Source organism: Chelatococcus sp. CO-6 (genome assembly GCF_001271345.1).
In the GTDB taxonomy this organism is placed as follows: Bacteria; Pseudomonadota; Alphaproteobacteria; order Rhizobiales; family Beijerinckiaceae; genus Chelatococcus_A; species Chelatococcus_A caeni.
The window spans coordinates 1,706,752-1,728,697 of sequence record NZ_CP012398.1 but is presented as its reverse complement, the minus strand read 5'-3'; the positions used below and the strand labels follow the sequence as shown (position 1 = coordinate 1,728,697).

20 protein-coding genes and 1 pseudogene are annotated in these 21,946 nt (G+C 69.1%); 13 read left to right on the top strand and 8 right to left on the bottom strand.

Going from position 1 to position 21,946, the window contains the following annotated elements:
- The first annotated feature begins 22 nt into the window (after window positions 1-22).
- Window positions 23-946, top strand: a complete 924-nt coding sequence (locus AL346_RS08110; protein WP_019404842.1) for a sigma factor — start codon at window positions 23-25, stop codon at window positions 944-946.
- A 94-nt stretch (window positions 947-1,040) separates the two neighbouring features.
- Window positions 1,041-1,487 (top strand): carboxymuconolactone decarboxylase family protein, encoded by a 447-nt coding sequence (locus tag AL346_RS08105; protein WP_072249501.1) that lies wholly within the window; start codon window positions 1,041-1,043, stop codon window positions 1,485-1,487.
- A 6-nt stretch (window positions 1,488-1,493) separates the two neighbouring features.
- Here the strand turns inward: AL346_RS08105 and AL346_RS08100 are convergent, their stop codons facing one another.
- Together AL346_RS08100 and AL346_RS08095 are read right to left on the bottom strand one after the other, a co-directional pair.
- Complete coding sequence (locus tag AL346_RS08100; RefSeq protein WP_019404840.1) at window positions 1,494-2,729, bottom strand: FAD-binding oxidoreductase; 1,236 nt, start codon at window positions 2,727-2,729, stop codon at window positions 1,494-1,496.
- Window positions 2,730-2,862: 133 nt separating this feature from the next.
- Entirely contained in the window at window positions 2,863-3,786 is a 924-nt protein-coding gene (locus AL346_RS08095) for a LysR family transcriptional regulator (RefSeq protein ID WP_019404839.1), read from the bottom strand.
- A 163-nt stretch (window positions 3,787-3,949) separates the two neighbouring features.
- Here AL346_RS08095 and AL346_RS08090 point away from each other — a divergent pair, with 163 nt between their 5' ends.
- The 5 genes from AL346_RS08090 (at window position 3,950) to AL346_RS08070 (ending at window position 10,310) form a co-directional block, all read left to right on the top strand.
- A complete protein-coding gene (locus tag AL346_RS08090) occupies window positions 3,950-5,488 on the top strand; it encodes an aldehyde dehydrogenase family protein (protein ID WP_019404838.1) in 1,539 nt (512 codons plus the stop codon).
- Between the two features lie 99 nt (window positions 5,489-5,587).
- Complete coding sequence (locus AL346_RS08085; protein WP_026015603.1) at window positions 5,588-6,781, top strand: acyl-CoA dehydrogenase; 1,194 nt, start codon at window positions 5,588-5,590, stop codon at window positions 6,779-6,781.
- Window positions 6,782-6,869: 88 nt separating this feature from the next.
- On the top strand, window positions 6,870-7,433 hold the full coding sequence (locus AL346_RS24570) for an endonuclease domain-containing protein (protein WP_019404836.1): 564 nt from the start codon (window positions 6,870-6,872) through the stop codon (window positions 7,431-7,433).
- Complete coding sequence (locus tag AL346_RS08075) at window positions 7,430-8,632, top strand: CaiB/BaiF CoA-transferase family protein (protein WP_019404835.1); 1,203 nt, start codon at window positions 7,430-7,432, stop codon at window positions 8,630-8,632. The genes AL346_RS24570 and AL346_RS08075 overlap by 4 nt, the downstream gene beginning before the upstream one ends.
- A gap of 4 nt (window positions 8,633-8,636) precedes the next feature.
- On the top strand, window positions 8,637-10,310 hold the full coding sequence (locus AL346_RS08070) for a thiamine pyrophosphate-binding protein (protein WP_019404834.1): 1,674 nt from the start codon (window positions 8,637-8,639) through the stop codon (window positions 10,308-10,310).
- Here AL346_RS08070 and AL346_RS25930 read toward each other — a convergent pair.
- From AL346_RS25930 to AL346_RS08040, 6 genes are all read right to left on the bottom strand, one after another.
- Window positions 10,252-10,746: a GIY-YIG nuclease family protein gene (locus tag AL346_RS25930; RefSeq protein WP_371259733.1), complete on the bottom strand. Its 495-nt coding sequence runs from the start codon at window positions 10,744-10,746 to the stop codon at window positions 10,252-10,254. The two genes, AL346_RS08070 and AL346_RS25930, sit on opposite strands and share 59 nt — an antisense overlap.
- Window positions 10,747-10,881: 135 nt before the next feature.
- Window positions 10,882-11,853: a transaldolase gene (gene tal / locus AL346_RS08060; protein ID WP_019404833.1), complete on the bottom strand. Its 972-nt coding sequence runs from the start codon at window positions 11,851-11,853 to the stop codon at window positions 10,882-10,884.
- A gap of 35 nt (window positions 11,854-11,888) precedes the next feature.
- Window positions 11,889-13,229: a TRAP transporter large permease gene (locus tag AL346_RS08055; RefSeq protein WP_019404832.1), complete on the bottom strand. Its 1,341-nt coding sequence runs from the start codon at window positions 13,227-13,229 to the stop codon at window positions 11,889-11,891.
- A 59-nt stretch (window positions 13,230-13,288) separates the two neighbouring features.
- Window positions 13,289-13,858: a TRAP transporter small permease gene (locus tag AL346_RS08050; RefSeq protein ID WP_053193505.1), complete on the bottom strand. Its 570-nt coding sequence runs from the start codon at window positions 13,856-13,858 to the stop codon at window positions 13,289-13,291.
- Window positions 13,859-13,948: 90 nt separating this feature from the next.
- A complete protein-coding gene (locus tag AL346_RS08045; protein WP_019404830.1) occupies window positions 13,949-14,938 on the bottom strand; it encodes a sialic acid TRAP transporter substrate-binding protein SiaP in 990 nt (329 codons plus the stop codon).
- Between the two features lie 140 nt (window positions 14,939-15,078).
- Window positions 15,079-16,002: a LysR family transcriptional regulator gene (locus tag AL346_RS08040; RefSeq protein ID WP_019404829.1), complete on the bottom strand. Its 924-nt coding sequence runs from the start codon at window positions 16,000-16,002 to the stop codon at window positions 15,079-15,081.
- A gap of 262 nt (window positions 16,003-16,264) precedes the next feature.
- On the opposite strand from AL346_RS08040, the gene AL346_RS08035 reads away from it, so the two are divergent.
- From AL346_RS08035 to AL346_RS08010, 6 genes and pseudogenes are all read left to right on the top strand, one after another.
- Window positions 16,265-17,761 carry a CoA-acylating methylmalonate-semialdehyde dehydrogenase gene (locus tag AL346_RS08035; protein WP_019404828.1) on the top strand — a complete coding sequence of 499 codons (1,497 nt, stop codon included), beginning with the start codon at window positions 16,265-16,267 and terminating at the stop codon, window positions 17,759-17,761.
- A 68-nt stretch (window positions 17,762-17,829) separates the two neighbouring features.
- Entirely contained in the window at window positions 17,830-18,066 is a 237-nt protein-coding gene (locus tag AL346_RS08030; RefSeq protein ID WP_019404827.1) for a hypothetical protein, read from the top strand.
- Window positions 18,063-18,494 (top strand): type II toxin-antitoxin system VapC family toxin, encoded by a 432-nt coding sequence (locus AL346_RS08025; RefSeq protein WP_019404826.1) that lies wholly within the window; start codon window positions 18,063-18,065, stop codon window positions 18,492-18,494. Before AL346_RS08030 ends, AL346_RS08025 begins: the two co-directional genes overlap by 4 nt.
- The gene (locus tag AL346_RS08020) at window positions 18,491-19,645 is read left to right on the top strand and encodes an isobutyryl-CoA dehydrogenase (protein ID WP_019404825.1); all 1,155 of its coding nucleotides are present in this window, start codon (window positions 18,491-18,493) and stop codon (window positions 19,643-19,645) included. The genes AL346_RS08025 and AL346_RS08020 overlap by 4 nt, the downstream gene beginning before the upstream one ends.
- Before the next feature lie 13 nt (window positions 19,646-19,658).
- Window positions 19,659-20,585: pseudogene (gene mmsB / locus AL346_RS08015) on the top strand (3-hydroxyisobutyrate dehydrogenase); the annotation flags it as partial.
- A 137-nt stretch (window positions 20,586-20,722) separates the two neighbouring features.
- Window positions 20,723-21,940, top strand: a complete 1,218-nt coding sequence (locus tag AL346_RS08010; RefSeq protein WP_053193501.1) for a hypothetical protein — start codon at window positions 20,723-20,725, stop codon at window positions 21,938-21,940.
- Window positions 21,941-21,946: the final 6 nt, after the last annotated feature.

Genomic DNA, 21,946 nt, shown 5'->3' with positions numbered 1-21,946 from the left:
GCCCCGCGGGCCGGAACCGGACATGAACCAGCATCGCCGACCGCCAGCCTCCGGGACAGCCGCCGGCGATGCCATCGCGGATGATGGAGCGGCCGCGTTCCTCGCCGTGCGGCCGCGGCTCCTTGCCATCGCCCATCGTATGCTCGGCACGATGGGCGACGCCGAGGACGTGGTGCAGGATGCCTTCCTGCGCTTCCATGCCGCCGGCGGGGCAATCGACAATCCGGAGGCCTGGCTCGTCACGGTGACGAGCCGGCTCGCCATCGACCGGCTGCGGGCCGCGCGGCGCGAGCGCGCCGCCTATGACGGGCCGTGGCTGCCGGAGCCCTGGACGGGATCGGACGACGGCGACGTCTTCACCGGCGACCTGCCCTATGCCGTCCTCGTGCTGATGGAGCGCCTCGGCCCGGTGGAGCGCTGCGCCTTCGTGCTGCGCGAGCTCATCGACATGCCCTATGCCCGCCTTGCCGAAGTGCTCGGCCGCAGCGAGGCGGCCTGCCGGCAGATCGTCGCCCGGGCGCGGCGCCGGCTCGGCGACGGGCAGCTCCCCGCGGCGCCGGCCGATGCCCTGGCGCGCCGTCGGCGGCATGAAACCCTCATGGAAGAGTTCCGCCTCGCGCTCGCCGCCGGGGATGCCGAGCGCCTCATCCGCCTGCTGGCGCCTGACGCGACCATCACGACCGACGGCGGCGGCAAGGTGCTTGCCGCCCGCAACATCGTGCGCGGCGCCGGGCGGATCGTGCGACTGGTGCTGGGGGTCGCCCGCAAGCTCGGCCGCGGCCGCGTCGACCGGCCGGCGCGCTTTGCCGGCGAAGCAGGGTTCGTCACTTACGAGGAGGAACGCCCGGTGCGGATCGTGATGGCGGCGAGCGACGGCGAGCGGATCACGGCCATCTATTTCGTGCTCAATCCGGACAAGCTCGTCCGCATGCCCGCGGACGGCTGAGCCGAAGTTTTTTGCGGCTTCCCTGTCACAAGGCGTCCCTGTGCAGCGTCTTCAAGGGCATGCGGCCTCGCTCGGCCGTGCACAGGAGCACATGATGACGAGAACCATCAACGCCTACGGTATCATCCCCGACGTCTTCGCCACGGCGCGCCGGCTCAACGGCGACATCGAGGGGCTCGGCCTCGACATGACGCTCGTCGAGCTGGTGAAGACGCGCGCCTCGCAGATCAACGGCTGCGCCTATTGCGTGCACATGCACGGCGGCGATGCGGTGAAGAAATACGGCGAGAAGCCGGAGCGGCTCTATCTCCTGCCGACATGGCGGGAATCGCCCGCCTTCGATGCGCGCGAGCGCGCCGCCCTCGCCTATGCGGAAGCGATGACACGCATGGACGACCATGCCGCCCTCGTCCGGGCCTCGGCCGCCCTCGACGAGCATTTCTCCGAGAAGGAGGTCGTCGCGCTGACGGCGCTCCTTGCCATGATCAACTTCTGGAACCGCATCGCGGTCGGCTTCGGCACCCAGCACGCGCCGGTCTGATCGACCTCAGATGACGTTCGCCTCGCGCAGCGGCCGCTGCGCGAGGATGCGGCCGTAGCCGAGGTCGGAGAGGTCGAGCGTCACGAAGCGCCCGTGCACGATCTCCTCGGCGATGCCGCGGCCGACGGCGGGGGCCTGCTGCAGGCCGTGGCCGGAGAAGCCGTTGGCGAGGAAGAGGTTCTCGACCTCGCCGGCACGGCCGACGATGGCGTTGTGGTCGAGGAGGTTCATGTCGTAGGGGCCGGACCAGGCCCGGCCGGGGCGGATGTGCTCGAAGGCGGGCACGCGCATGGCGAGCGCCGGCCAGATCACCTCCTCGAACAGCGACCAGTCGACCGCCTCCGCATCGCCGTCCCAGTCGGGATCGGCCTCGGCCTCCGGCGAGATGCCGCAGATGAACATCTGCCCCTCGGCGCCGCGATGGCCCTCGGGCCGCACATAGGCGCCGGAGGTGTCGATCATCAGCGGGCAGTTGTCGACGGGCCCCTTGCAGGTGAAGCTGAAGACATAGCGCTTCCTGGCATGGACGGGGATGTCTATGCCGGCGCTCGCGGCGATGCGCCGCCCGTCCGAGCCCGCGCAATCGACCACCGCGCCGCAGGCGATGCGGCTGCCGTCGGCAAGGTGCACGGCGACGACGCGGCCGCCCTGCCGCTCGAGATGCGCGACCTCGCCGGTGCGGTACTCGGCCCCGAGCGCCCGCGCCTTCTTGCGGAAGGCCTGCAGGAGGCCCCAGCCGTCGAACCAGCCCTCGCCGCTGCGGCCCCAGGCGCCGGCGAGAAGATCGTCCGTGGCGAGCCAAGGGAATTTTTCCTTGAGCCCGGCGGGATCGAAGACGGCGATGTCGGCGCCCTCCGCTTCCTGCACCGCGCGATTGCTGGCGAGCGTCTCGGCCCCCTCGGGCGTTGCCGCGAGATAGAGATAGCCGCCCTCGGTGAGATCGATCACCGGCCGCTCGTCGCCGACGGCAAGGCGCGCGCCGATGTCGCGCAGGAAGGCGATGCCGTGGAGCGAGATGCGGATGTTCACCGGGCTCGAGAACTGCTGCCGGATGGAAGCCGCCGACAGCGCCGAGGCGGAGCGCGCGTAGGTCGGATCCTTCTCGATCACGACGACCCGGCCGGAAAAGGCGGGATCGGACAGGAGATGGAAGGCGACGGAGGAGCCCATCACCGCACCGCCGACGATGACGACGTCGGCGGTCTCGGCCGAAGGGGTGGAACCGTTGGGGGTCTGGGACATGATCCTGGCAGCGCCGAAGTGAGCGGAGGCGAAGCGTCGCGGATGGCGGCTTCATGAGCAGCCCGCATGATTGCCGCATGCGGCGTGGCTTGTCCATGGGCTGCTGGCGTCGCAGCTGCGGAGAGCAAGCCCCTCACCCCACCTGCCCGGCTGCCTCCGTCCCGCACTCCGCCAGCAGCCAGTCGCGAAAGGCCGCGAGCGCCGGGCGGTCCGCCTTCTCTTCGGGATAGACGAGGTAATAGGCCTCCTCGCTCGTGATCGGCCGCTCGAAGGGCACGACGAGGGCGCCGGCGCGCAATTCGTCCTCGACGAGGAAACGCGGCACGATGGCGAGGCCAAGGCCGGCGACGGCCGCCTGCGCCACCATGGCGAACTGCTCGAAACGCGGGCCCATGACGGCCCGGTCGGCCGAGAGCCCCTGGGCCGCGAGCCACAGGCCCCAGGCGCGCGGGCGCGTCGCCTGCTGCAGCAGCGGGACGGCGAGCACGTCCGCCACCTCGGCAAGCTGATGGCGGGCGACGAGCGCCGGGCTCGCCACCGGCACGATCACCTCGCCCATCAGCCGGTGCATGCGGGCACCGGGCCACACCGCCTCGCCGAAATGGATCGCCGCGTCGAGCCCCTCGCGCGCGAAGTCGAAGGGCAGGATGCGCGTGGCGAAGTTGATGGTGACGCCCGGATGGCGCTGGAAGAAGCCGGGCAGGCGCGGGATGAGCCAGCGCGTGCCGAAGGTCGGCAGGATGGCGAGGTCGAGGATGCCGCCGGCCCCGCGGAAGGCCATGGCGTTGACGGTCGCGGCGGTGAGCCGCGCCAGCGCCTCGCGCACCTCCCCGGCATAGGCGCTGCCGGCTGCCGTCAGCACCACGCGCTGGCGCACCCGCTCGAAGAGCTTGAGGCCGAGCTGCGCCTCCACCGCCGCCACCTGGCGGCTGACGGCGCCCTGCGTCAGGTTGAGCTCCTCCGCCGCCTTGGTGAAGGACAGGTGCCGCGCCGCCGCCTCGAAGGCGGCGAGCGCCGTCAGCGAGGGCAGGGCGAGACGCTGCTGGACATCGCGCATCGTTCATTCCGTTTCATCATGAACTCGTGAGAACATATCGTTTGAAACGCGGACATGAAACCGCCATCCTGTCGCGACGACGAGACCCGCATCCGCGATGCATCAGACGGCGGCCGCCTCACCCCCGTTGAGGCAGGGGCCGCACAACGCTCCGGGAAGAGACATGACCGTTCACACCGCCGCCGCTTCCGCCCGCGAGGAAGCGCTCGCCATTCTGAAGCGCCTCGGCGTGTCCGACACCGCCTTCGCTTCGACGGGCCTCGCCGCCCGCTCGCCCGTCACCGGCGAGATCATCGCCCACATCCGGGAAGCCGGCGCCGCCGAGACGCGTGCGGCCGTCGACCGCGCCGAAAAGGCCTTCGGCGAATGGCGCAGGGTGCCGGCGCCGCGGCGCGGCGAGTTCGTGCGCCTCCTCGGCGAGGAGCTGCGCGCCGCCAAGGAGGACCTCGGGCTCCTGGTGACGCTGGAAGCGGGCAAGATCGTCTCCGAAGGCCTCGGCGAGGTGCAGGAGATGATCGACATCTGTGACTTCGCCGTCGGCCTCTCGCGCCAGCTCTACGGCCTCACCATCGCCACCGAGCGGCCGGACCACCGCATGATGGAGACCTGGCACCCGCTCGGCCCCGTCGGCGTCATCACGGCCTTCAACTTCCCCGTCGCCGTCTGGTCGTGGAATGCCGCGCTCGCCTTCGTCTGCGGCGACCCGGTGATCTGGAAGCCGTCCGAGAAGACGCCGCTCACCGCGCTCGCCGTGACTGCCATCGCCGAGCGGGCGGCCAAGCGCTTCGGCGGCGTGCCCGAGGGCCTTTTTGAGCTCATCATCGGCGGCCGCGAGGCGGGCGAGGCCCTGGTCGCCGACGAGCGCGTGCCGCTCGTCTCGGCCACCGGCTCCACCGCCATGGGTCGCAAGGTCGGCCCGAAGCTCGCCGAGCGCTTCGCCCGCGCCATCCTGGAGCTCGGCGGCAACAACGCCGCCGTCGTCGCCCCCTCGGCCGACCTCGACATTGCCCTGAGGGCCATCGCCTTCGCCGCCATGGGCACGGCGGGCCAGCGCTGCACGACGCTGCGCCGGCTCATCGTCCATGCCAGCGTCTATGACAAGCTGGTGCCGCGCCTCGCCAAGGTCTATGGCAACGTCGCCATCGGCGATCCGCGCGTGAAGGGCACGCTCGTCGGCCCGCTCATCGACAAGGCCGCCTTCGACGGCATGGAGAAGGCGCTCGCCGAGGCGAAGAGCCTCGGCGCCACGGTGCACGGCGGCGGGCGCGTCGCCGGCATCGGCGGCGAGGAGGCCTATTACGCCCGCCCGGCCCTCGTCGAGATGCCGGGCCAGAGCGGCCCGATGCTGCGCGAGACCTTCGCGCCCATCCTCTACGTGGTGAAATACGACACGCTGGAGGAGGCGATCGCCCTGCACAACGGCGTCGGCGCCGGCCTCTCCTCCTCCATCTTCACGCTCGACATGCGCGAGGCCGAGCGCTTCGTCTCGGCGGAGGGCTCGGACTGCGGCATCGCCAACGTCAACATCGGCCCCTCGGGCGCCGAGATCGGCGGCGCCTTCGGCGGCGAGAAGGAGACGGGCGGCGGCCGCGAGGCGGGCTCCGACGCCTGGAAGGCCTACATGCGCCGCGCCACCAATACCATCAATTACGGCACGGCCCTGCCGCTGGCGCAGGGCGTGACCTTCGACGTGGACGCGTGAGCGGCCGGGCGCAACCTTCTCCCTCCCCCCCTTTGCGGGGGAGGGGTATCTCGCGCGCCGCACCGAACACTGAACAGACCTGCCAAGGACGAAACGCAGATGGCCAAGGATACAATGGGCGCCTTCAACTGGGCGGATCCCTTCCTGCTCGACGACCAGCTCACCGACGACGAGCGGATGATCCGCGACACGGCCCGCGCCTATGCGCAGGAGAAGCTGCAGCCGCGCGTGCTCGAGGCCTATGCGCACGAGAAGACGGACCGGGCCATCTTCAACGAGATGGGCGAGCTCGGCCTCCTCGGCGTCACCATCCCGGAGGAATTCGGCGGCGCGGGCGCGAGCTACGTGGCCTACGGCCTCGTGGCGCGCGAGGTGGAGCGCGTCGATTCCGGCTACCGCTCGATGATGAGCGTGCAGTCCTCACTCGTCATGCATCCGATCAACGCCTATGGCAGCGAGGAGCAGAAGCGCAAGTATCTGCCGAAGCTCGCTTCGGGCGAATGGGTCGGCTGCTTCGGCCTCACGGAGCCCGACGCAGGCTCCGACCCCGGCGGCATGAAGACGCGTGCCGAGAAGATCGATGGCGGCTACCGCCTCATCGGCTCGAAGATGTGGATCTCCAACTCGCCCATCGCCGACGTCTTCGTGGTCTGGGCGAAGTCCGCCGCCCATGACAACAAGATCCGCGGCTTCGTGCTCGACAAGGGCCTCAAGGGCCTCTCGGCGCCGAAGATCGGCGGCAAGCTCTCGCTGCGCGCCTCCATCACCGGCGAGATCGTCATGGACAATGTCGAGGTCGGCGAAGAGGCGCTGCTGCCGAACGTCTCGGGCCTTGCCGGGCCCTTCGGCTGCCTCAACCGCGCGCGTTACGGCATCTCCTGGGGCGCCATGGGCGCGGCGGAGGACTGCTGGCACCGCGCCCGGCAGTACACGCTCGACCGCAAGCAGTTCGGCCGGCCGCTCGCCGCCACGCAGCTCATCCAGAAGAAGCTCGCCGACATGCAGACTGAGATCGCGCTCGGCCTGCAGGGGTCCCTGCGCGTCGGCCGCCTCTTCGACGAGGGCCGCATGGCGCCGGAGATGATCTCCATCGTCAAGCGCAACAACTGCGGCAAGGCGCTCGACATCGCCCGCATGGCGCGCGACATGCACGGCGGCAACGGCATCCAGGAAGAATACCACGTGATGCGCCACGCCCAGAACCTCGAGACGGTGAATACCTACGAGGGGACCCACGACGTGCACGCCCTCATCCTCGGCCGGGCGCAGACGGGCATCCAGGCGTTCTTCTGAGGTGGACGCCGAGCGGCAGAGGATCCCTACCCGTCTCTGTCCTGCGGGCTGATCCACCCTCCCCCAAAGGGGATCGAAGCGCGAGCGAATGGAGCTGGCCGTGGGCGGGGATGACGAGGCGGTGACCGGGAACGTTGATCCCTCCCCTCAAGGGGAGGGTGGCCGGCGCGCAGCGCCGGACGGGTGGGGTCACCGCTCGCGCACGGACCTTCCGAACCATGTTCCGCGTGGGCTTCGCAAGCGCATGACGCCGCAGGAGGTCAAGCTGTGGAACTGGCTGCGGGAGGAGATCGTGCCGACGGGGCATCATTTTCGGCGGCAGGTTCCCATGGGCCGATACGTCGTGGATTTCGCCTGCCTCAAGCAGCGACTGGTCGTCGAGGTCGACGGCGATCAGCATGGACGGGATGATCATCGTGCAACGGACTGCGCGAGAGATGCCTATCTCGCGAGCCTCGGCTTTCGTGTCTTGCGTTTCTCGAACCAGGATGTCGACCGTGAGCGACGGGTGGTGATGGATACGATTTACGCGGCCCTGACCGTAACCCCACCCGTCTCGCGCCTGCGGCGCGATCCACCCTCCCCTCAAGGGGAGGGATCAGTGCCGCGCGCCCCCGAGAGCCGCGACGCCAGAGAAGGGCCCGACACATGACCACCCTCCCCCTTCAGGGCCTCAAGGTTCTGGAACTCGCGCGCATCCTCGCCGGGCCGTGGATCGGCCAGCAGCTCGCCGATCTCGGCGCCGATGTCGTCAAGGTCGAGCGGCCGGGCAGCGGCGACGACACGCGCGGCTGGGGGCCGCCCTTCGTGCCGGCGGCCGACGGCGGCGACCTGTCGGCGGCCTATTTCCATGCCTGCAACCGCGGCAAGCGCTCCATCGCCGTCGATTTCGAGACGGAGGAGGGGCGTGCAATCATTCGCCGCCTCGCGGCCGAGGCCGACGTCCTCATCGAGAACTTCAAGGTCGGGGGCCTCAAGAAATACGGGCTCGACCACGAGAGCCTCAAGGCCGTCAACCCGCGCCTCATCTATTGCTCGGTCACCGGCTTCGGCCAGGACGGGCCGTACCGCGAGCGGGCCGGCTACGACTTCATGATCCAGGGCATGGGCGGGATCATGGACCTGACCGGCGCGCCCGACGGCGAGCCGCAGAAGATCGGCGTCGCCTTCGCCGACATCTTCACCGGCCTCTATTCCACCATCGGCATCCTCGCCGCCTTGCGCCGGCGCGACATGACGGGCGAGGGCGGGCATGTCGACATGGCGCTGCTCGACGTGCAGGTGGGCGTGCTCGCCAACCAGGCGATGAACTACCTCGTCTCGGGCAAGGCACCGCGCCGGCTCGGCAATGCCCATCCCAACATCGTGCCCTACCAGGTCTTCGAGGTGGCGGACGGGCACGTCATCGTCGCCGTCGGCAATGACGGGCAGTTCCGCCGCTTCTGCACCGTCATCGGCATGCCGGCGCTCGGCGAGCAGAGCGAATACGCCACAAACAAGGCGCGGGTCGAGAACCGTGGCGCCCTCGTCGCGATCCTCGCCGGCGCGTTGAGGCGTCTCAAGCGCGACGATCTGCTTGCCCGCCTCGAGACCGAGGGCGTGCCGGCCGGGCCGATCAACTCGGTGGCGGATGTTTTCGCCGACCCGCAGGTGATCGCCCGCGGCATGCGGGTGGACCTCCCCTGCCCCGAGGCCGAGGGCGGCACGATCCCGACCGTGCGCTCGCCCATCGTCATCGACGGGGCGCCGATGGTCGCCGGGCGGCCCTCGCCGCGGCTCGGCGCCGATACCGAGGACGTGCTCAACGATCCGGCCTGGGGCGCAGAGGCACCCCGCCAGCAACAGGGATGAAGCCATGAACGCGCGCACCGGCGGGCAGATCCTCGTCGACCAGCTTCTCGTCCACGGTGTCCGTCACGCCTTCTGCGTGCCGGGCGAGAGCTATCTCGCCGTGCTCGACGCGCTGCACGATGCGTCGATCGACGTCACCGTCTGCCGGCAGGAGGGCGGAGCGGCCATGATGGCCGAGGCCCACGGCAAGCTCACCGGCCGGCCCGGCATCTGCTTCGTCACGCGCGGGCCGGGCGTCACCAACGCCTCGCCGGGCATCCATATCGCCAAGCAGGATTCGACGCCGCTCATCGTCTTCGTCGGCCAGATCGAGCGCGGCATGCGCGAGCGCGAGGCCTTCCAGGAGCTCGACTACCGCGCCGTCTTCGGCACCATGGCGAAGTGGGCGACCGAGATCGACGATGCCGCGCGCATTCCGGAGATCGTCGCGCGTGCATTCCGCGTCGCCACCTCCGGCCGGCCGGGGCCGGTCGTCATCGCGCTGCCGGAGGACATGCTGGTCGAGACGGCCGCGGTCGCCGATGCCCTGCCCTACGAGCCGGTCGAGACGCATCCCGCCCTCGCCCAGATGGCGGAACTGCAGAAGCTCCTGTGGGCGGCGAAGGCGCCGCTCGCCATCCTCGGCGGCACGCGCTGGAGCGAGAAGGCGGTGGAGCGCTTCGTGCGCTTCGCCGAGCGCTTCGACCTGCCTGTCGCCGTCTCCTTCCGCCGACAGATGCTGTTTCCCGCCGACCACCCGAACTACATCGGCGACATCGGCTTCGGCGCGAACCCGGCGCTCGTCGCTCGGGTCAAGGCGGCCGACACCGTGCTGCTCGTCGGCGGACGGCTGTCGGAGGTGCCGAGCCAGAGCTACTCGCTCTTCGGCATCCCCGAGCCGGGCTGCACGCTCGTCCATGTGCACCCGGATTCCGGCGAGCTCGGCCGCGTCTATCGCCCGGCGCTCGCCATCAACGCCTCGCCCTCGGCCTTCTCGGCCGCGCTCGAAGGCCTGCAGCCGCCTAAGGCGATCGGCTGGGGCGGCAACCGTGAGGAGGCCCGCGCGGCCTATCTCGCCTGGAGCGATCCGGCGCCCGTGCGCACGCCCGGCACCCTGCAGATGGGCGCGGTGATGGCCTACCTCGAGGAGAAGCTGCCGGCTGACGCCATCATGTGCAACGGCGCCGGCAACTACGCCATCTGGCTGCATCGCTTCCACCGCTTCCGGCGCTTCGGCACCCAGCTCGCGCCCACCTCCGGCTCCATGGGCTATGGCGTGCCGGCGGCGGTCGGCGCCAAGCGGCTCCATCCGGAGCGCACCGTCGTCGCCTTCGCCGGGGACGGCTGCTTCCTGATGAACGGGCAGGAATTCGCCACGGCCGTGCAATACGACCTTCCCATCGTGGTCATCGTCGTCGACAACGGCATCTACGGCACGATCCGCATGCACCAGGAGCGGGAATATCCCGGCCGCGTCTCGGGGACGATGCTGAAGAACCCGGATTTCGCGGCCTACGCCCGCGCCTTCGGCGGCCACGGCGAGCGCGTGGAGCGCACGGAAGAGTTCGCCCCCGCCTTCGAGCGGGCGCTCGCCTCCGGCAAGCCGGCGATCATCCACTGCCTCATCGACCCAGAGGTCATCACCCCGGCGACGACGCTCTCCGCCATCCGCGAGAGGGCGCTGCAGGCGAAGGGGTAATCAGGCGTTGAGGCGGTCGTTCAGATCGTCTCAACGCCGGGTTCATCGCCTCGACGAGCGACAGCTTCCACGCCCGGCGCCAGCGCTTGAGCGAGGTTTCGCGCTGGCGCGCCTCTCCGATCGACCGGTAATGTTCATACCAGACGAGCCGGTCGACGCCGTAGCGCCGGGTGAAGCCCGGCACGACCTTCTGCTTGTGCTCGAAGATGCGGCGGGCGAGGTTGTTGGTGACGCCGACGTAGAGCGTGCCGTTGCGGCCGCTTGCGAGAATATAGACGGTGTAATTGTCCATACGAAATTCGGAGCTGCGCAATTCTTTGCGCTGGACCCCGGATCGCATTCCGCTTCGCTGCATGCGTCCGGGGAACGAGCGCGTGAATATGCGATAATCTTGCACCGAAACGGACACGTAACGCAATCGAACGATCGTATACATGAGAACACCCTCGTGCCCCGGGCGCGCCGCAGCACGAAGTGATGCGGTGCAGAACCGGGGCCCAGGGATGGGCTGCCAGCGCTACGCCCAATGCGTCCTCAATAAGCGGCGAGCCGCGTTCCTCGGGCTGGACGCTCACGCCGCCTTCGCCTGCTCCAGCCGCTTGCCGACGAGCCCGCGCAGGGCCCGCAGGTCCTTGACGAAGAGGCGGATGCCCTCGGAGAGCTTTTCGGTGGCCATGGCGTCCTCGTTGAGGAGGAAGCGGAAGCTCTTCTCGTCGAGGGTCATCTTCGCCGGGGCCTCGCCGGCATTGGCGGGGTCGAGCCGGCGCGGCAGCGGGCCCTCGTCGGCGGCGAGCTGGTCCATGAGGGCGGGGCCGATGGTCAACCGGTCGCAGCCGGCCAGCGCCTCAATCTCGCCGGTGTTGCGGAAGGAAGCGCCCATGACAACGGTCTTGATGCCGTGGGCCTTGTAATAGGCGTAGATGGCGCGCACGGAGCCGACGCCCGGGTCGGTCTCGGCCGAGTAGGGGCCGCCGCCGGCCTTGACGTGCCAGTCGAGGATGCGGCCGACGAAGGGCGAGATGAGGAAGACGCCGGCATCGGCGCAGGCGACCGCCTGCACGAGCGAGAACAGCAGCGTCAGGTTGCAGTCGATGCCCTCCCGCTGCAGCACCTCCGCCGCGCGGATGCCCTCCCAGGTCGAGGCGACCTTGATGAGGATGCGGTCGCGCGAAACCCCGCGCGCCTCATAGGCGGCGATGAGCGCCCGCGCCTTGGCGATCGAGCCCTCGGTGTCGAAGGACAGGTCCGCGTCGACCTCGGTGGAGACGCGGCCGGGCACGATCTGCGTCAGCTCCGTGCCGAAGGAGACGGCGAGCCGGTCGCAGACAGCCGCGGTCACGGCCTCGGCGGAGCCGGCCTGCTTGCGGCCCCAGTCGATCGCCTCGTCGAGCAGGTGGCCATAGGCCGGGGTCTCGACGGCCTTGAGCAGCAGCGTCGGGTTCGTCGTGCAGTCCTGCGGCTTGAGGCGTCGCACGGCCTCGATATCGCCCGTGTCGGCGACGACGACCGTCATCGCGCGCAGCTGGTCGAGCTTGGAGGGCATCGGTCTTCTCCCGTCAGTTTCTCACTGCGGTTGGATCACAGATACCCATAGGCCTTCAAGACCTCCGGCAGCCACATCGTCGTCGCAGGCACGAAGGTGATGAGGGCGAGCACGAGGAAGAGCGGGATCAGGAAGGGCACCACGGCCTTGACGCAATCCTCGAAGGAGATGCTGGCGACGCGCGAGAGCACGTAGAGCACCATGCCGACCGGCGGCGTCAGCAGGCCGATCATCAGGTTGAGCACCATGATGATGCCGAAATGCACCGGGTCGATGCCGAGCGTCAGCGCGACCGGCAGCAGCACCGGCGTCAGGATGGTGATGGCGGCGATCGTCTCCATGAAGCAGCCGACGACCAGCAGGAAGACGTTGATCATCAGCAGGAAGGTGACGGGATCGCTGGCGACGGCGAGGATCCAGGCACCGAGCGCCTCGGTGGTGCGTGTCGTGGTCAGCACCCAGCCGAAGATGGAGGCGCCGGCGACGATGAAGAGGACGACCGCCGTCGTCTCGATGGTGTCCATCGTCACGCGCACGAACTGGCGCAGGGACAGGACCGAATATTTCGCCGGTCGGCCGAAGGCGACCATGGCGAGGTTGAGAAGGCGGTGGATGACGACCGAGAGCAGCAGGGCGTAGGCGCAGGCGAAGACGGCCGCTTCCGTCGGCGTGAAGATGCCGAAGCTCATGCCGCCGATGATGATGGCCGGCGTCAGCAGCGGCAGGAAGGCATCGACGAAGGTGACGCCGAGGCGCCTGACCGAGAAGCGGGCATCGGCGCCGATCTTCTTGCGATGGGCGTAGATGGCGACGGTCGCCGAAAGGAAAAGCGCCATCAGCAGGCCGGGCAGGATGCCGGCGACGAAGAGCGCGTTGATCGAGGCATTGGCCACGACGCCGTAGATGACGAGCGGCAGCGACGGCGGGATGATGGGCCCGATGGTCGAGGAGGCGGCGGTGATGCCGACGGCGAGCTTGGCATCGTAGCCGTGGTCGCGCATCGCCTTGATCTCGATGGTGCCGAGGCCGCCGGCATCGGCCACCGCGGTGCCCGACATGCCGGCGAAGATGACCGAGCCCGCCACATTGACGTGGCCGAGGCCGCCCTTGAGCCAGCCGACGGCCGCGGTCGCGAAGTCGAAGATCTGCTTGGTGATGCCGGCCGAGTTCATCAGGTTGCCCGCCATGATGAAGAAGGGCACGGCGAGCAGCGGGAAGGAGTCGACGCCGTTGACCATGCGGTGGATCACCGTGATCTCGGGCGCGATGCCGGACAGGAAGATGTAGAGCAGGGACGAACCGGCCAGCGCCACGGCGATCGGCACACCGAGGATGATCATGGCGAAGAGCGCGACGAACATGAGGGCGATCAACATACGCGCTGGCCTCCAGTGGCGGGGGTCACGGCCGGGTCATCGATTGAAAGGGCGGGATGTCAGTCGAGAACGGCGCCCGAGGGCTCGTCCTCGAGCTGTCCCCTCAGCCGCTGCACGAAGCGGATGGCGGCATGGACGGTCATGGCCGCAAGGCCGGCGGACACGACCCAGTAGATGACCGATTTCGGGATATCGACCGAAACCATGTAGCCGGGCGCGCGGGCGCCGAGCTCGTAGCCGTACCAGGCCATGGCCCCGCAGAAGAGGGTGACGAGCCCGTCGATGATGACGAGCGTCCAGTGCCGCACCGCCTTCGGCGCCAGCGTGATCACGGCCTCGACGGCGATGTGCGAGCCCTTGCGCATGGCCGTCACCGAGCCGATGAAGGTGACGGCGATGAGCAGGTAGCGGGCGATCTCCTCGGTCCAGCCGTAGGAATCGTTGAGGACGTAGCGCGTCCAGAACTGCAGCAGGACGACGGCGAAGAGCGCCCAGTAGATCAGGAAGACGATGCCGTCCTGCGGGCGCAGGTCGTCGAGCGGCACGCGGCTTTCCTGCTCGCGCCACTGCTCGAACATGGCCTCGGTCGTGTCGACCTCCGGACTGTCCTTGTCGTTCGATTGCGTCACGCGTCGCCCCCGCATCCGGCGTTCGGGAAGCCCGGCGCCGCGCGCCGGGCCGTGCGGGCCGGGGCGCGGCAGCGCCCCGGCGTCGTCTCGTCAGTTCGAGGCCGCGAGGCCCTGCAGCTTGTCGTAGGTGGCCTTGTCCCAGGTGGCGTCCGGCCCGGAGTGCAGCTTGACGGTCGCCTCGCGGAAGGGCGCGCGGTCCACCTCGACCACGTTCTTGCCCTGGTCCTTGAACCAGGCGACGAGATCCTTCTCGGCCTGGACGATGTCGTCCGTGCACTTGTCGGCCGCCTCCTTGAGGATGGCGAACAGCGTCGTGCGCTCCTCGTCGCTCAGGCGCTGCGCCGTGCCGCTCGAGACGATGGTGAGCAGGGCGTCGGTGATGTGGCCGGTGAGGATGATGTTCTTCTGGACCTCGTAGAACTTCTTGGCCTGGATGGTCGGCAGGGGGTTCTCCTGCGCGTCGGCCACGCCCTGGGAGAGGGCGAGATAGACCTCGGCGAAGGCGATCGGCGTCGGGTTGGCGCCGACGGCGCGCGGGAACATGGTGTAGAGCGGCGCGTCGGGCACGCGGATCTTGAGCCCCTTCATGTCCTCCGGCTTGTTGATGTCCTTGTTCGCCGTGACGTGGCGCTCGCCGTAATAGGTGAGGGTGACGACGTCGTGGCCCGTGCGCTTCTTGTAGCCTTCGCCGAGCTCCTTGAAGAGGTCGGAATTGCGGAAGGCATTCCAGTGCGCGAAATCGCGGAACATGTAGGGCGCGCCGCCGATGGCGAGCGGGCCGTAGGCGCGGCCGGCGAAGAGCTGGCCCGTATAGATGATGTCGACGGTGCCGAGCGACAGGCCCTCGTTGATGTCGGATTCCTTGCCCAGCGAGGAGGCCGGAAACACCTCGATGGCATATTTGCCGTTGGTGCGCTTCTTGAACTCCTCCCCGGCCCACAGGGCCCACTTGTGATAGGGCTCGCTCGCCTCGTAGACGTGGGCCCACTTGAGGGTCGTCTGGGCGGCGGCGGGGCCGGCGAGGCCGAAGGATGCGGCAAGGGCGAGCGCGCCGAGGGCGGCGCGGCGGGTCAGATCCATCATTGTCTCCTCCAGAATGCGATCCGCCGGTCTGCGCCGGCTTTCAGCTGAGCGATTTAAAGGCTCTCTGAATCGTTTAAATCGGTGTGAAGCGAAAATGCAAGCTGCTTCACACGGCATGCACAAGGGCCCCGCAACGCTCAGGCGGCGCCCGCCTCGACCTCGTCCTGCGGCATCAGGACGGCCCGCGCCGCCTTGGCCTCGCGCACGAGGAAATCGACCGTCGCCCGGACGCGCGCGACGTCGCGCAGATCGGCGTGGACGATCAGCCAGAAGGAGCGCACCAGCTCGACCTCGCGCCGCAGCACGGGGACGAGGCGCGGATCGCCCGCGGCCATGAAATCGGGCAGCACGCAGAGGCCGGCGCCGGCGATGGTCGCATGCATCTGCGCGATGAGGTTCGAGCTCTGCAGGCGCGGCCTGAGGCCCTTGGCGATGTCGTCGAGATAGTCGAGCTCGGGCGTGAAGATGAGGTCGTCGATATAGCCGATGAGCTGGTGCTCGAAGAGGTCCTGCGGCGCGGCGATGGCCGGGTGGGCGGCGAGATAGGCCGGCGCCGCGTAGAGGCCGAGGCGGTAATCCGCCAGCTTGCGGGCGACGATCTTGCCCTCCTTCGGCGGGTTCAGGGAGATGGCGATGTCCGCCTCGCGCTTGGAGAGCGAGAGCAGCCGCGGCATGGCGACGAGCTGGATCTCCAGCTCCGGGTAGCGCTCGGCGAGCTGGCCGATGCGCGGGGCGAGAAAGAAGGTGCCGAAGCCGTCCGGAGCGCCAATGCGCACGGTGCCGGACAGGGCAAGGTCCGCTCCGCCGATCTCGCTCTGCGCCGCGAGCGCCTCGCTCTCGATGGTCTCCGCCTTGGCGAGCAGGCGCTCGCCGTGCTCGGTGAGGGCATAGCCCTGCGGCCGGCGCTCGAAGAGCTTGGCCTTCAGCGCATCCTCCAGCGCCGTGATGCGGCGCGACACCGTCGCATGGTCGGCCCCGAGCCGCCGCGCCGCCACGGTGAGGCGGCCCGCGCGAGCCACGGCGAGGAAGAAGCGAAGGTCGTCCCAGTCGAAGCGATTCATGCCCAGCTTGCCTCCCGTTTTGGTATCTTTGCACGCACCGGATTTGAAATGTCCTATAGTCGTGCGCGAATGACAATGGTAGTGCGGAAGGACCGACGGAACGTCATCGGCACGTTGGCTTTCGCCGATTTCGCTCCCACTATCGAAGACAAGGGCCGGCGCCGGCCGATGCGAGGGAGCGCTCCGGCGCCCCTTCCCGCAAGGCATCGCGCCCAGCGCCGGCACAGCAGAACAGAACCGGCAGAGCATCGGAGAACGCAAGATGCGCACGATCGGACATTTCATCGGGGGGCGCGAGGTCGAAGGGCAATCGGGACGTTTCGGCGACGTCTTCACGCCCATGACGGGTGAGGTCGGCGCCAAGGTCGCCCTCGCCTCGGCGGCCGAGGTCAGGGCCGCCGTCGAGAATGCCAGGGCGGCCCAGCCGGCCTGGGGCGCGACGAACCCGCAGCGCCGCGCGCGCGTGATGATGAAGTTCCTCGAACTCGTCCAGCGCGACTACGACAGTCTCGCCGAGCTGCTCGCCCGCGAGCACGGCAAGACCATTCCCGACGCCAAGGGCGACATCCAGCGCGGGCTCGAGGTGGTCGAGTTCGCCTGCGGCGTGCCGCACCTGATGAAGGGCGAGTACACCGAGGGCGCCGGCACCAACATCGACGTCTATTCCATGCGCCAGCCCCTCGGGGTGGTGGCCGGCATCACGCCGTTCAACTTCCCCGCCATGATCCCGATGTGGAAGTTCGCGCCGGCCATCGCCTGCGGCAACGCCTTCATCCTGAAGCCTTCGGAGCGCGACCCGGGCGTGCCCATGCGCCTTGCCGAGCTGATGATCGAGGCCGGGCTGCCGGCAGGCATCCTCAACGTGGTCAACGGCGACAAGGAGGCGGTCGACGCCATCCTCGACGATCATGACGTCATGGCGGTCGGCTTCGTCGGCTCGTCGGCGATCGCCCAGTACATCTATTCGCGCGGCTCGGCCAACGGCAAGCGCGTGCAGTGCTTCGGCGGCGCCAAGAACCACATGATCATCATGCCCGACGCCGACATGGACCAGGCGGTCGATGCCCTCATCGGCGCCGGCTACGGCTCGGCCGGCGAGCGCTGCATGGCGATCTCCGTCGCCGTGCCCGTCGGCCAGGCGACGGCGGACCGGCTCGTCGAGAAGCTCGTCCCGCGCGTCGAGAGCCTCAAGATCGGCCCCTCGACCGATCCGAGCGCCGACTACGGCCCACTCGTCACCAAGGCCCATCTCGACAAGGTAAAGTCCTATGTCGAGCTCGGCATCGCGGAAGGGGCGAAGCTCGTCGTCGATGGGCGCAACTTCACGCTGCAGGGCTACGAGAACGGCTTCTACATGGGCGGGTGCCTGTTCGACCACGTGACGCCGGACATGCGCATCTACAAAGAGGAGATCTTCGGCCCGGTCCTGTCCATCGTGCGCGCCCACAACTACGAGGAGGCGCTCAAGCTGCCGTCCGAGCACGAATACGGCAACGGCGTCGCCATCTTCACCCGCGACGGCGACGCGGCGCGGGATTTCGCCGCCAAGGTCAATGTCGGCATGGTCGGCGTCAACGTGCCGATCCCGGTGCCGATCGCCTATTACACCTTCGGCGGCTGGAAGCGCTCGGGCTTCGGCGACCTCAACCAGCACGGGCCGGATTCGATCCGCTTCTACACCAAGACGAAGACCGTGACCTCGCGCTGGCCCTCCGGCGTCAAGGAGGGGGCGGAGTTCGTCATCCCGACGATGAATTGATGCTGCGGCCGGCGGCATGACCTGCCGCCGGCCATATGCTATCATTTTTGATAGCATTGGAGTGTCAGATGGGGCAGGTGCTCATCCGCAACCTCGACGACGAGGTGATCGAGGGATTGAAGGTCAAGGCCCGCCTGGCAGGCGTCTCCTTCGAGACCTTCATGCGTGATGCCCTCAGGGCGATTGCGCCCCTGTCCGCCGACGAGAAAGTCGCGCTCATCGAGGAATTCCGGCGCCAGCACGGACCGCTCGGGATCAGGACGCCTCCCGAGGATCTCATCCGCGAGGAGCGCGAGCGGCGATGATCGTGGTCGATGCGAGCGCAGCGATCCGATGGTTCATGCCGGCCGATCCCGGCGGCGAGGTCTACGGATTGCCTCGCACGCCGGCGGCCCTCGTCGCGCCCGATCTCTTCATCGCCGAAATTCGCAGCGCAGCTCTCCGCTATGTCCGCAAGAAGGAGCTTACGCGCGATGCCGCGATGGCGATGGTGGAGACGATCGACCGTCTGATGGCGGGATACGTCCCGCTGCAGGAGTTGCGCGACGCGGCCTGGACGATGGCTCTGGCCTATGACCATTCGCCCTACGACTGCTTCTATGTCGAGCTCGCCCGCAGCATGGGCTCCTATTTGGTCACGGCGGACGGCCATCTCATCCGCAAATTCGCAGGCTCACCGCTGGCGAGCCATATCGTACACCTCGCCGACTGGCGCCCCGAGCAACGGCCATGACCCAGTTCACCCTCAACGACGACCAGATCGCTATCCGCGACATGGCGCGCGACTTCGCCGCCCGTGAGCTTGCGCCCCATGCCGTACGCTGGGACGAGGAGAAGCACTTTCCCGTCGACGTCATCCGGGAGGCCGGGGGGCTCGGCATGGGCGGCATCTATGTGCGCGAGGATGTCGGCGGCTCCGGCATGACGCGGCTCGACGCCGCGCTCATCTTCGAGGCGCTGGCCACCGGCTGCCCCTCGGTCGCGGCCTATATCTCCATCCACAACATGGCGACCTGGATGATCGACCGCTTCGGCGACGACGAGCAGCGCCGGCGCTTCATCCCGAAGCTCGCGGCGATGGAGCATCTCGCCAGCTATTGCCTGACCGAGCCCGGCGCCGGCTCCGACGCCGCAGCGCTCAAGACGCGCGCCGTGCGCGACGGCGACCATTACGTCATCGACGGCGTCAAGCAGTTCATCTCCGGCGCCGGCACCTCGGACATCTATGTCGTCATGGTGCGCACGGGCGAGGCCGGCCCCGGCGGCATCTCCACCTTCGTCGTGGAGAAGGACACGCCCGGCCTCTCCTTCGGCGCCAACGAGAAGAAGATGGGCTGGAACGCGCAGCCGACGCGGCAGGTCATCCTCGAGAACTGCCGGGTGCCGGCGGCGAACCGGCTCGGCGACGAGGGCATCGGCTTCAAGATCGCCATGGCCGGGCTCGACGGCGGGCGGCTCAACATCGGCGCCTGCTCGCTCGGCGGCGCCGAGGCGGCGCTCCACAAGAGCGTCGCCTATATGCGCGAGCGCAAGGCCTTCGGCCGCAGCCTCAGCGATTTCCAGGCGCTGCAGTTCACCCTCGCCGACATGGCGACCGAGCTCGAGGCGGCCCGCACCTTCCTATGGCGGGCGGCGGCGGCGCTCGATGCGCGCGATCCGGAGGCGACGCGGCTCTGCGCCATGGCCAAGCGCATCGCCACCGACCGCGGCTTCGACATCGCCAACCAGGCGCTGCAGCTGCACGGCGGCTATGGCTATCTCGCCGACTACGGCATCGAGAAGATCGTGCGCGACCTCCGGGTCCACCAGATCCTCGAGGGCACCAACGAGATCATGCGCCTCATCGTGGCGAGAAGCCTCGTCGGACGCGGCAGCGGCAACTGAGAACAAGCCCGCCGAGAGCGCGGGCAGGGAGGAACCCATGACCACCATCGCCTTCATCGGCCTCGGCCACATGGGCGGCCCCATGGCCGCCAATCTCGCCAGGGCCGGCCACAAGGTCCTCGGCTATGACCTCGTCGCATCTTTGCGCGAGGCTGCGGCCGAGGACGGCGTCACCATCACGGCGAGCGCGGCGGAGGCCGTCGCGGCGAGCGAAGCGGTCGTCACCATGCTGCCGGCGGGCAAGCACGTCATCGCCGTGTGGAAGGAGATCCTGCCGGCGGCGAAGGCCGGCACGCTCTTCATCGATTCCTCGACCATCGACGTCGAGAGCGCGCGCCGCGCCCATGCCATGGCGCACGAGGCGGGGATGGACGCGATCGATGCCCCGGTCTCGGGTGGCGTCGGCGGGGCGAAGGCCGGAACGCTGACCTTCATGGCCGGCGGCACGGACGGCGCCTTCGTGCGGGCCAAGCCCATCCTCGAGGCCATGGGCAAGCGCATCGTGCATTGCGGCCCGGCCGGCAACGGCCAAGCGGCCAAGATCTGCAACAACATGATCCTCGGCATCTCGATGATCGGGGTGTGCGAGGCCTTCGCCCTCGCCGAGAAGCTCGGCCTGTCGCACCAGGCGCTGTTCGACGTCGCCTCCACCTCCTCCGGCCAGTGCTGGTCGCTTACCACCTATTGCCCGGTGCCGGGCCCGGTGCCGGCATCGCCGGCCAACAACGGCTACAAGCCGGGCTTTGCGGCCGACCTCATGCTGAAGGACCTGCGGCTGTCGCAGGATGCGGCGCTGGCGAGCGGGGCGGCGACGCCGCTCGGCGCCGCCGCAGCCCAGCTCTACGCCCTCTATGCCGGCGCCGGCCACGGCGGGGAGGATTTTTCCGGCATCATCCACTTCCTGCGCGGGCTCGCCGGGGTCGAATCGACGAAAGCATAAGGCCGGTCCGGCCATCCGGCCGCATCGCGGCGGCGAGTGTTGCATTCGCCCTACAGCATCACAGCGGCAGTCACGCTAGCGTGACCGAAATTGCGGGCGGCACGGTGCCGCCCGCCGGTCGGTTGAAGCGTAGGCCCATGCGTTCGCCCACACCCGCTCTCGATCCGGCGCTCGACGCCGCCATCCTGCTGCGCCGCATCGGCTTTGCGACCCTTCTCGTCGCCGTGCCGATCACGGCGCTCGTGGCGCGCCGCGCCGCGGTGGTCCTGGTGCCGATCGGGATCATCCTCATGGTCCTCGCCGCGCTGATGGACGGCGCCAACGGCGGCTTCAACCGCAGCCTCCGGCGCACCTTCGTGTCCCCGGCGGGCCTCGCGGCACTGCTGCTCATCGGCTGGGCCGCGCTTTCGATCGCCTGGGCGCCGCAGGCGAACACGGCGCTCGACAAGCTGCTCAACGCCCTCGGTGCCGCTGCCATGGCCTTTGCCGGCATCGCCGCGCTGCCGGAGCGCATGCGCGCCTCCAATCTCTATCTCACGGGCATCGGCGCCGCCGCCGCCTCCATCTTCGCCATCCTGGTCGCGCTCGGCCTTCTCGGCCGCGACACGATCGATCCCGGCAGCCTCGAGCGCGGCCTCGTCACGCTCTCGGTCCTGCTGTGGCCGGCGATCGGCTGGCTCATCTCGCGCGGGCACGGGCTCGTCGCGCTGGCGCTCGGTGCGGTCGCCGGCCTCGCCGTCGTCGGCGGCGGCAGCTTCATCCCGCTGCTCGCACTCGCTGCCGGCGCGACGATGTTCGCCCTGACGTCGTGGCGGCCGCCCGTCGGCCGGGACGTGCTGCGCGTCGCGGTCGCCGCCGTCATCCTCGCAGCCCCGCTCCTGCCCTTTCTGCTGCGTCCCCTCGCCAAGGCGCTGATGGGCACGGCGAGCCCGGCGGTGCAGTCCATCCGCGTCTGGGCCGACATCGTGCGCAGCGATCCCCTGCGCCTCATCACCGGCCACGGGCTCGACGCCAGCCTGCGTGGCCGCCTCGTCGGCCTCGTGCCGCGCGAGGCGCCCCTCTCGCTGCCCTTCGAGATCTGGTACGACCTCGGCGTCGTCGGCGCGGCGACGCTGGCGGTGCTGCTCTATTTCGCCATCCGCGCCGCCGGCGGCATGACGGCCTCGCTCGTTCCGGCCGCCATCGCCACCTTCACAGTGGCCTTCGTCGTCGCCGCCTCCGGCATGGCGACGACGCAGGCCTGGTGGCTGACGCTGATCGGCATCGCCGTCATTGCTTTTCTGGCCATCGAGCGCGGCCAGTTCCGCACGACGCGGCCCAAGGCCCGGCTGTTCGGCCGTCTCGGCAAGCCCTGAACGCGC

Bases quoted from the DNA above. Each gene is read 5' to 3' on its own strand.
- AL346_RS08070 (WP_019404834.1), top strand. From the start codon at position 8,637: ATGAACGCGCGCACCGGCGGGCAGATCCTCGTCGACCAGCTTCTCGTC.
- AL346_RS08105 (WP_072249501.1), top strand. From the start codon at position 1,041: ATGACGAGAACCATCAACGCCTACGGTATCATCCCCGACGTCTTCGCC.
- AL346_RS08045 (WP_019404830.1), bottom strand. From the start codon at position 14,938: ATGGATCTGACCCGCCGCGCCGCCCTCGGCGCGCTCGCCCTTGCCGCA.
- AL346_RS08055 (WP_019404832.1), bottom strand. From the start codon at position 13,229: ATGTTGATCGCCCTCATGTTCGTCGCGCTCTTCGCCATGATCATCCTC.
- AL346_RS08095 (WP_019404839.1), bottom strand. From the start codon at position 3,786: ATGCGCGATGTCCAGCAGCGTCTCGCCCTGCCCTCGCTGACGGCGCTC.
- AL346_RS08010 (WP_053193501.1), top strand. From the start codon at position 20,723: ATGCGTTCGCCCACACCCGCTCTCGATCCGGCGCTCGACGCCGCCATC.
- AL346_RS08085 (WP_026015603.1), top strand. From the start codon at position 5,588: ATGGCCAAGGATACAATGGGCGCCTTCAACTGGGCGGATCCCTTCCTG.
- AL346_RS08110 (WP_019404842.1), top strand. From the start codon at position 23: ATGAACCAGCATCGCCGACCGCCAGCCTCCGGGACAGCCGCCGGCGAT.
- AL346_RS08035 (WP_019404828.1), top strand. From the start codon at position 16,265: ATGCGCACGATCGGACATTTCATCGGGGGGCGCGAGGTCGAAGGGCAA.
- AL346_RS08025 (WP_019404826.1), top strand. From the start codon at position 18,063: ATGATCGTGGTCGATGCGAGCGCAGCGATCCGATGGTTCATGCCGGCC.
- AL346_RS08075 (WP_019404835.1), top strand. From the start codon at position 7,430: ATGACCACCCTCCCCCTTCAGGGCCTCAAGGTTCTGGAACTCGCGCGC.
- AL346_RS25930 (WP_371259733.1), bottom strand. From the start codon at position 10,746: ATGTATACGATCGTTCGATTGCGTTACGTGTCCGTTTCGGTGCAAGAT.
- AL346_RS08030 (WP_019404827.1), top strand. From the start codon at position 17,830: ATGGGGCAGGTGCTCATCCGCAACCTCGACGACGAGGTGATCGAGGGA.
- AL346_RS08020 (WP_019404825.1), top strand. From the start codon at position 18,491: ATGACCCAGTTCACCCTCAACGACGACCAGATCGCTATCCGCGACATG.
- AL346_RS24570 (WP_019404836.1), top strand. From the start codon at position 6,870: ATGGAGCTGGCCGTGGGCGGGGATGACGAGGCGGTGACCGGGAACGTT.
- AL346_RS08040 (WP_019404829.1), bottom strand. From the start codon at position 16,002: ATGAATCGCTTCGACTGGGACGACCTTCGCTTCTTCCTCGCCGTGGCT.
- tal (WP_019404833.1), bottom strand. From the start codon at position 11,853: ATGCCCTCCAAGCTCGACCAGCTGCGCGCGATGACGGTCGTCGTCGCC.
- AL346_RS08090 (WP_019404838.1), top strand. From the start codon at position 3,950: ATGACCGTTCACACCGCCGCCGCTTCCGCCCGCGAGGAAGCGCTCGCC.
- AL346_RS08100 (WP_019404840.1), bottom strand. From the start codon at position 2,729: ATGTCCCAGACCCCCAACGGTTCCACCCCTTCGGCCGAGACCGCCGAC.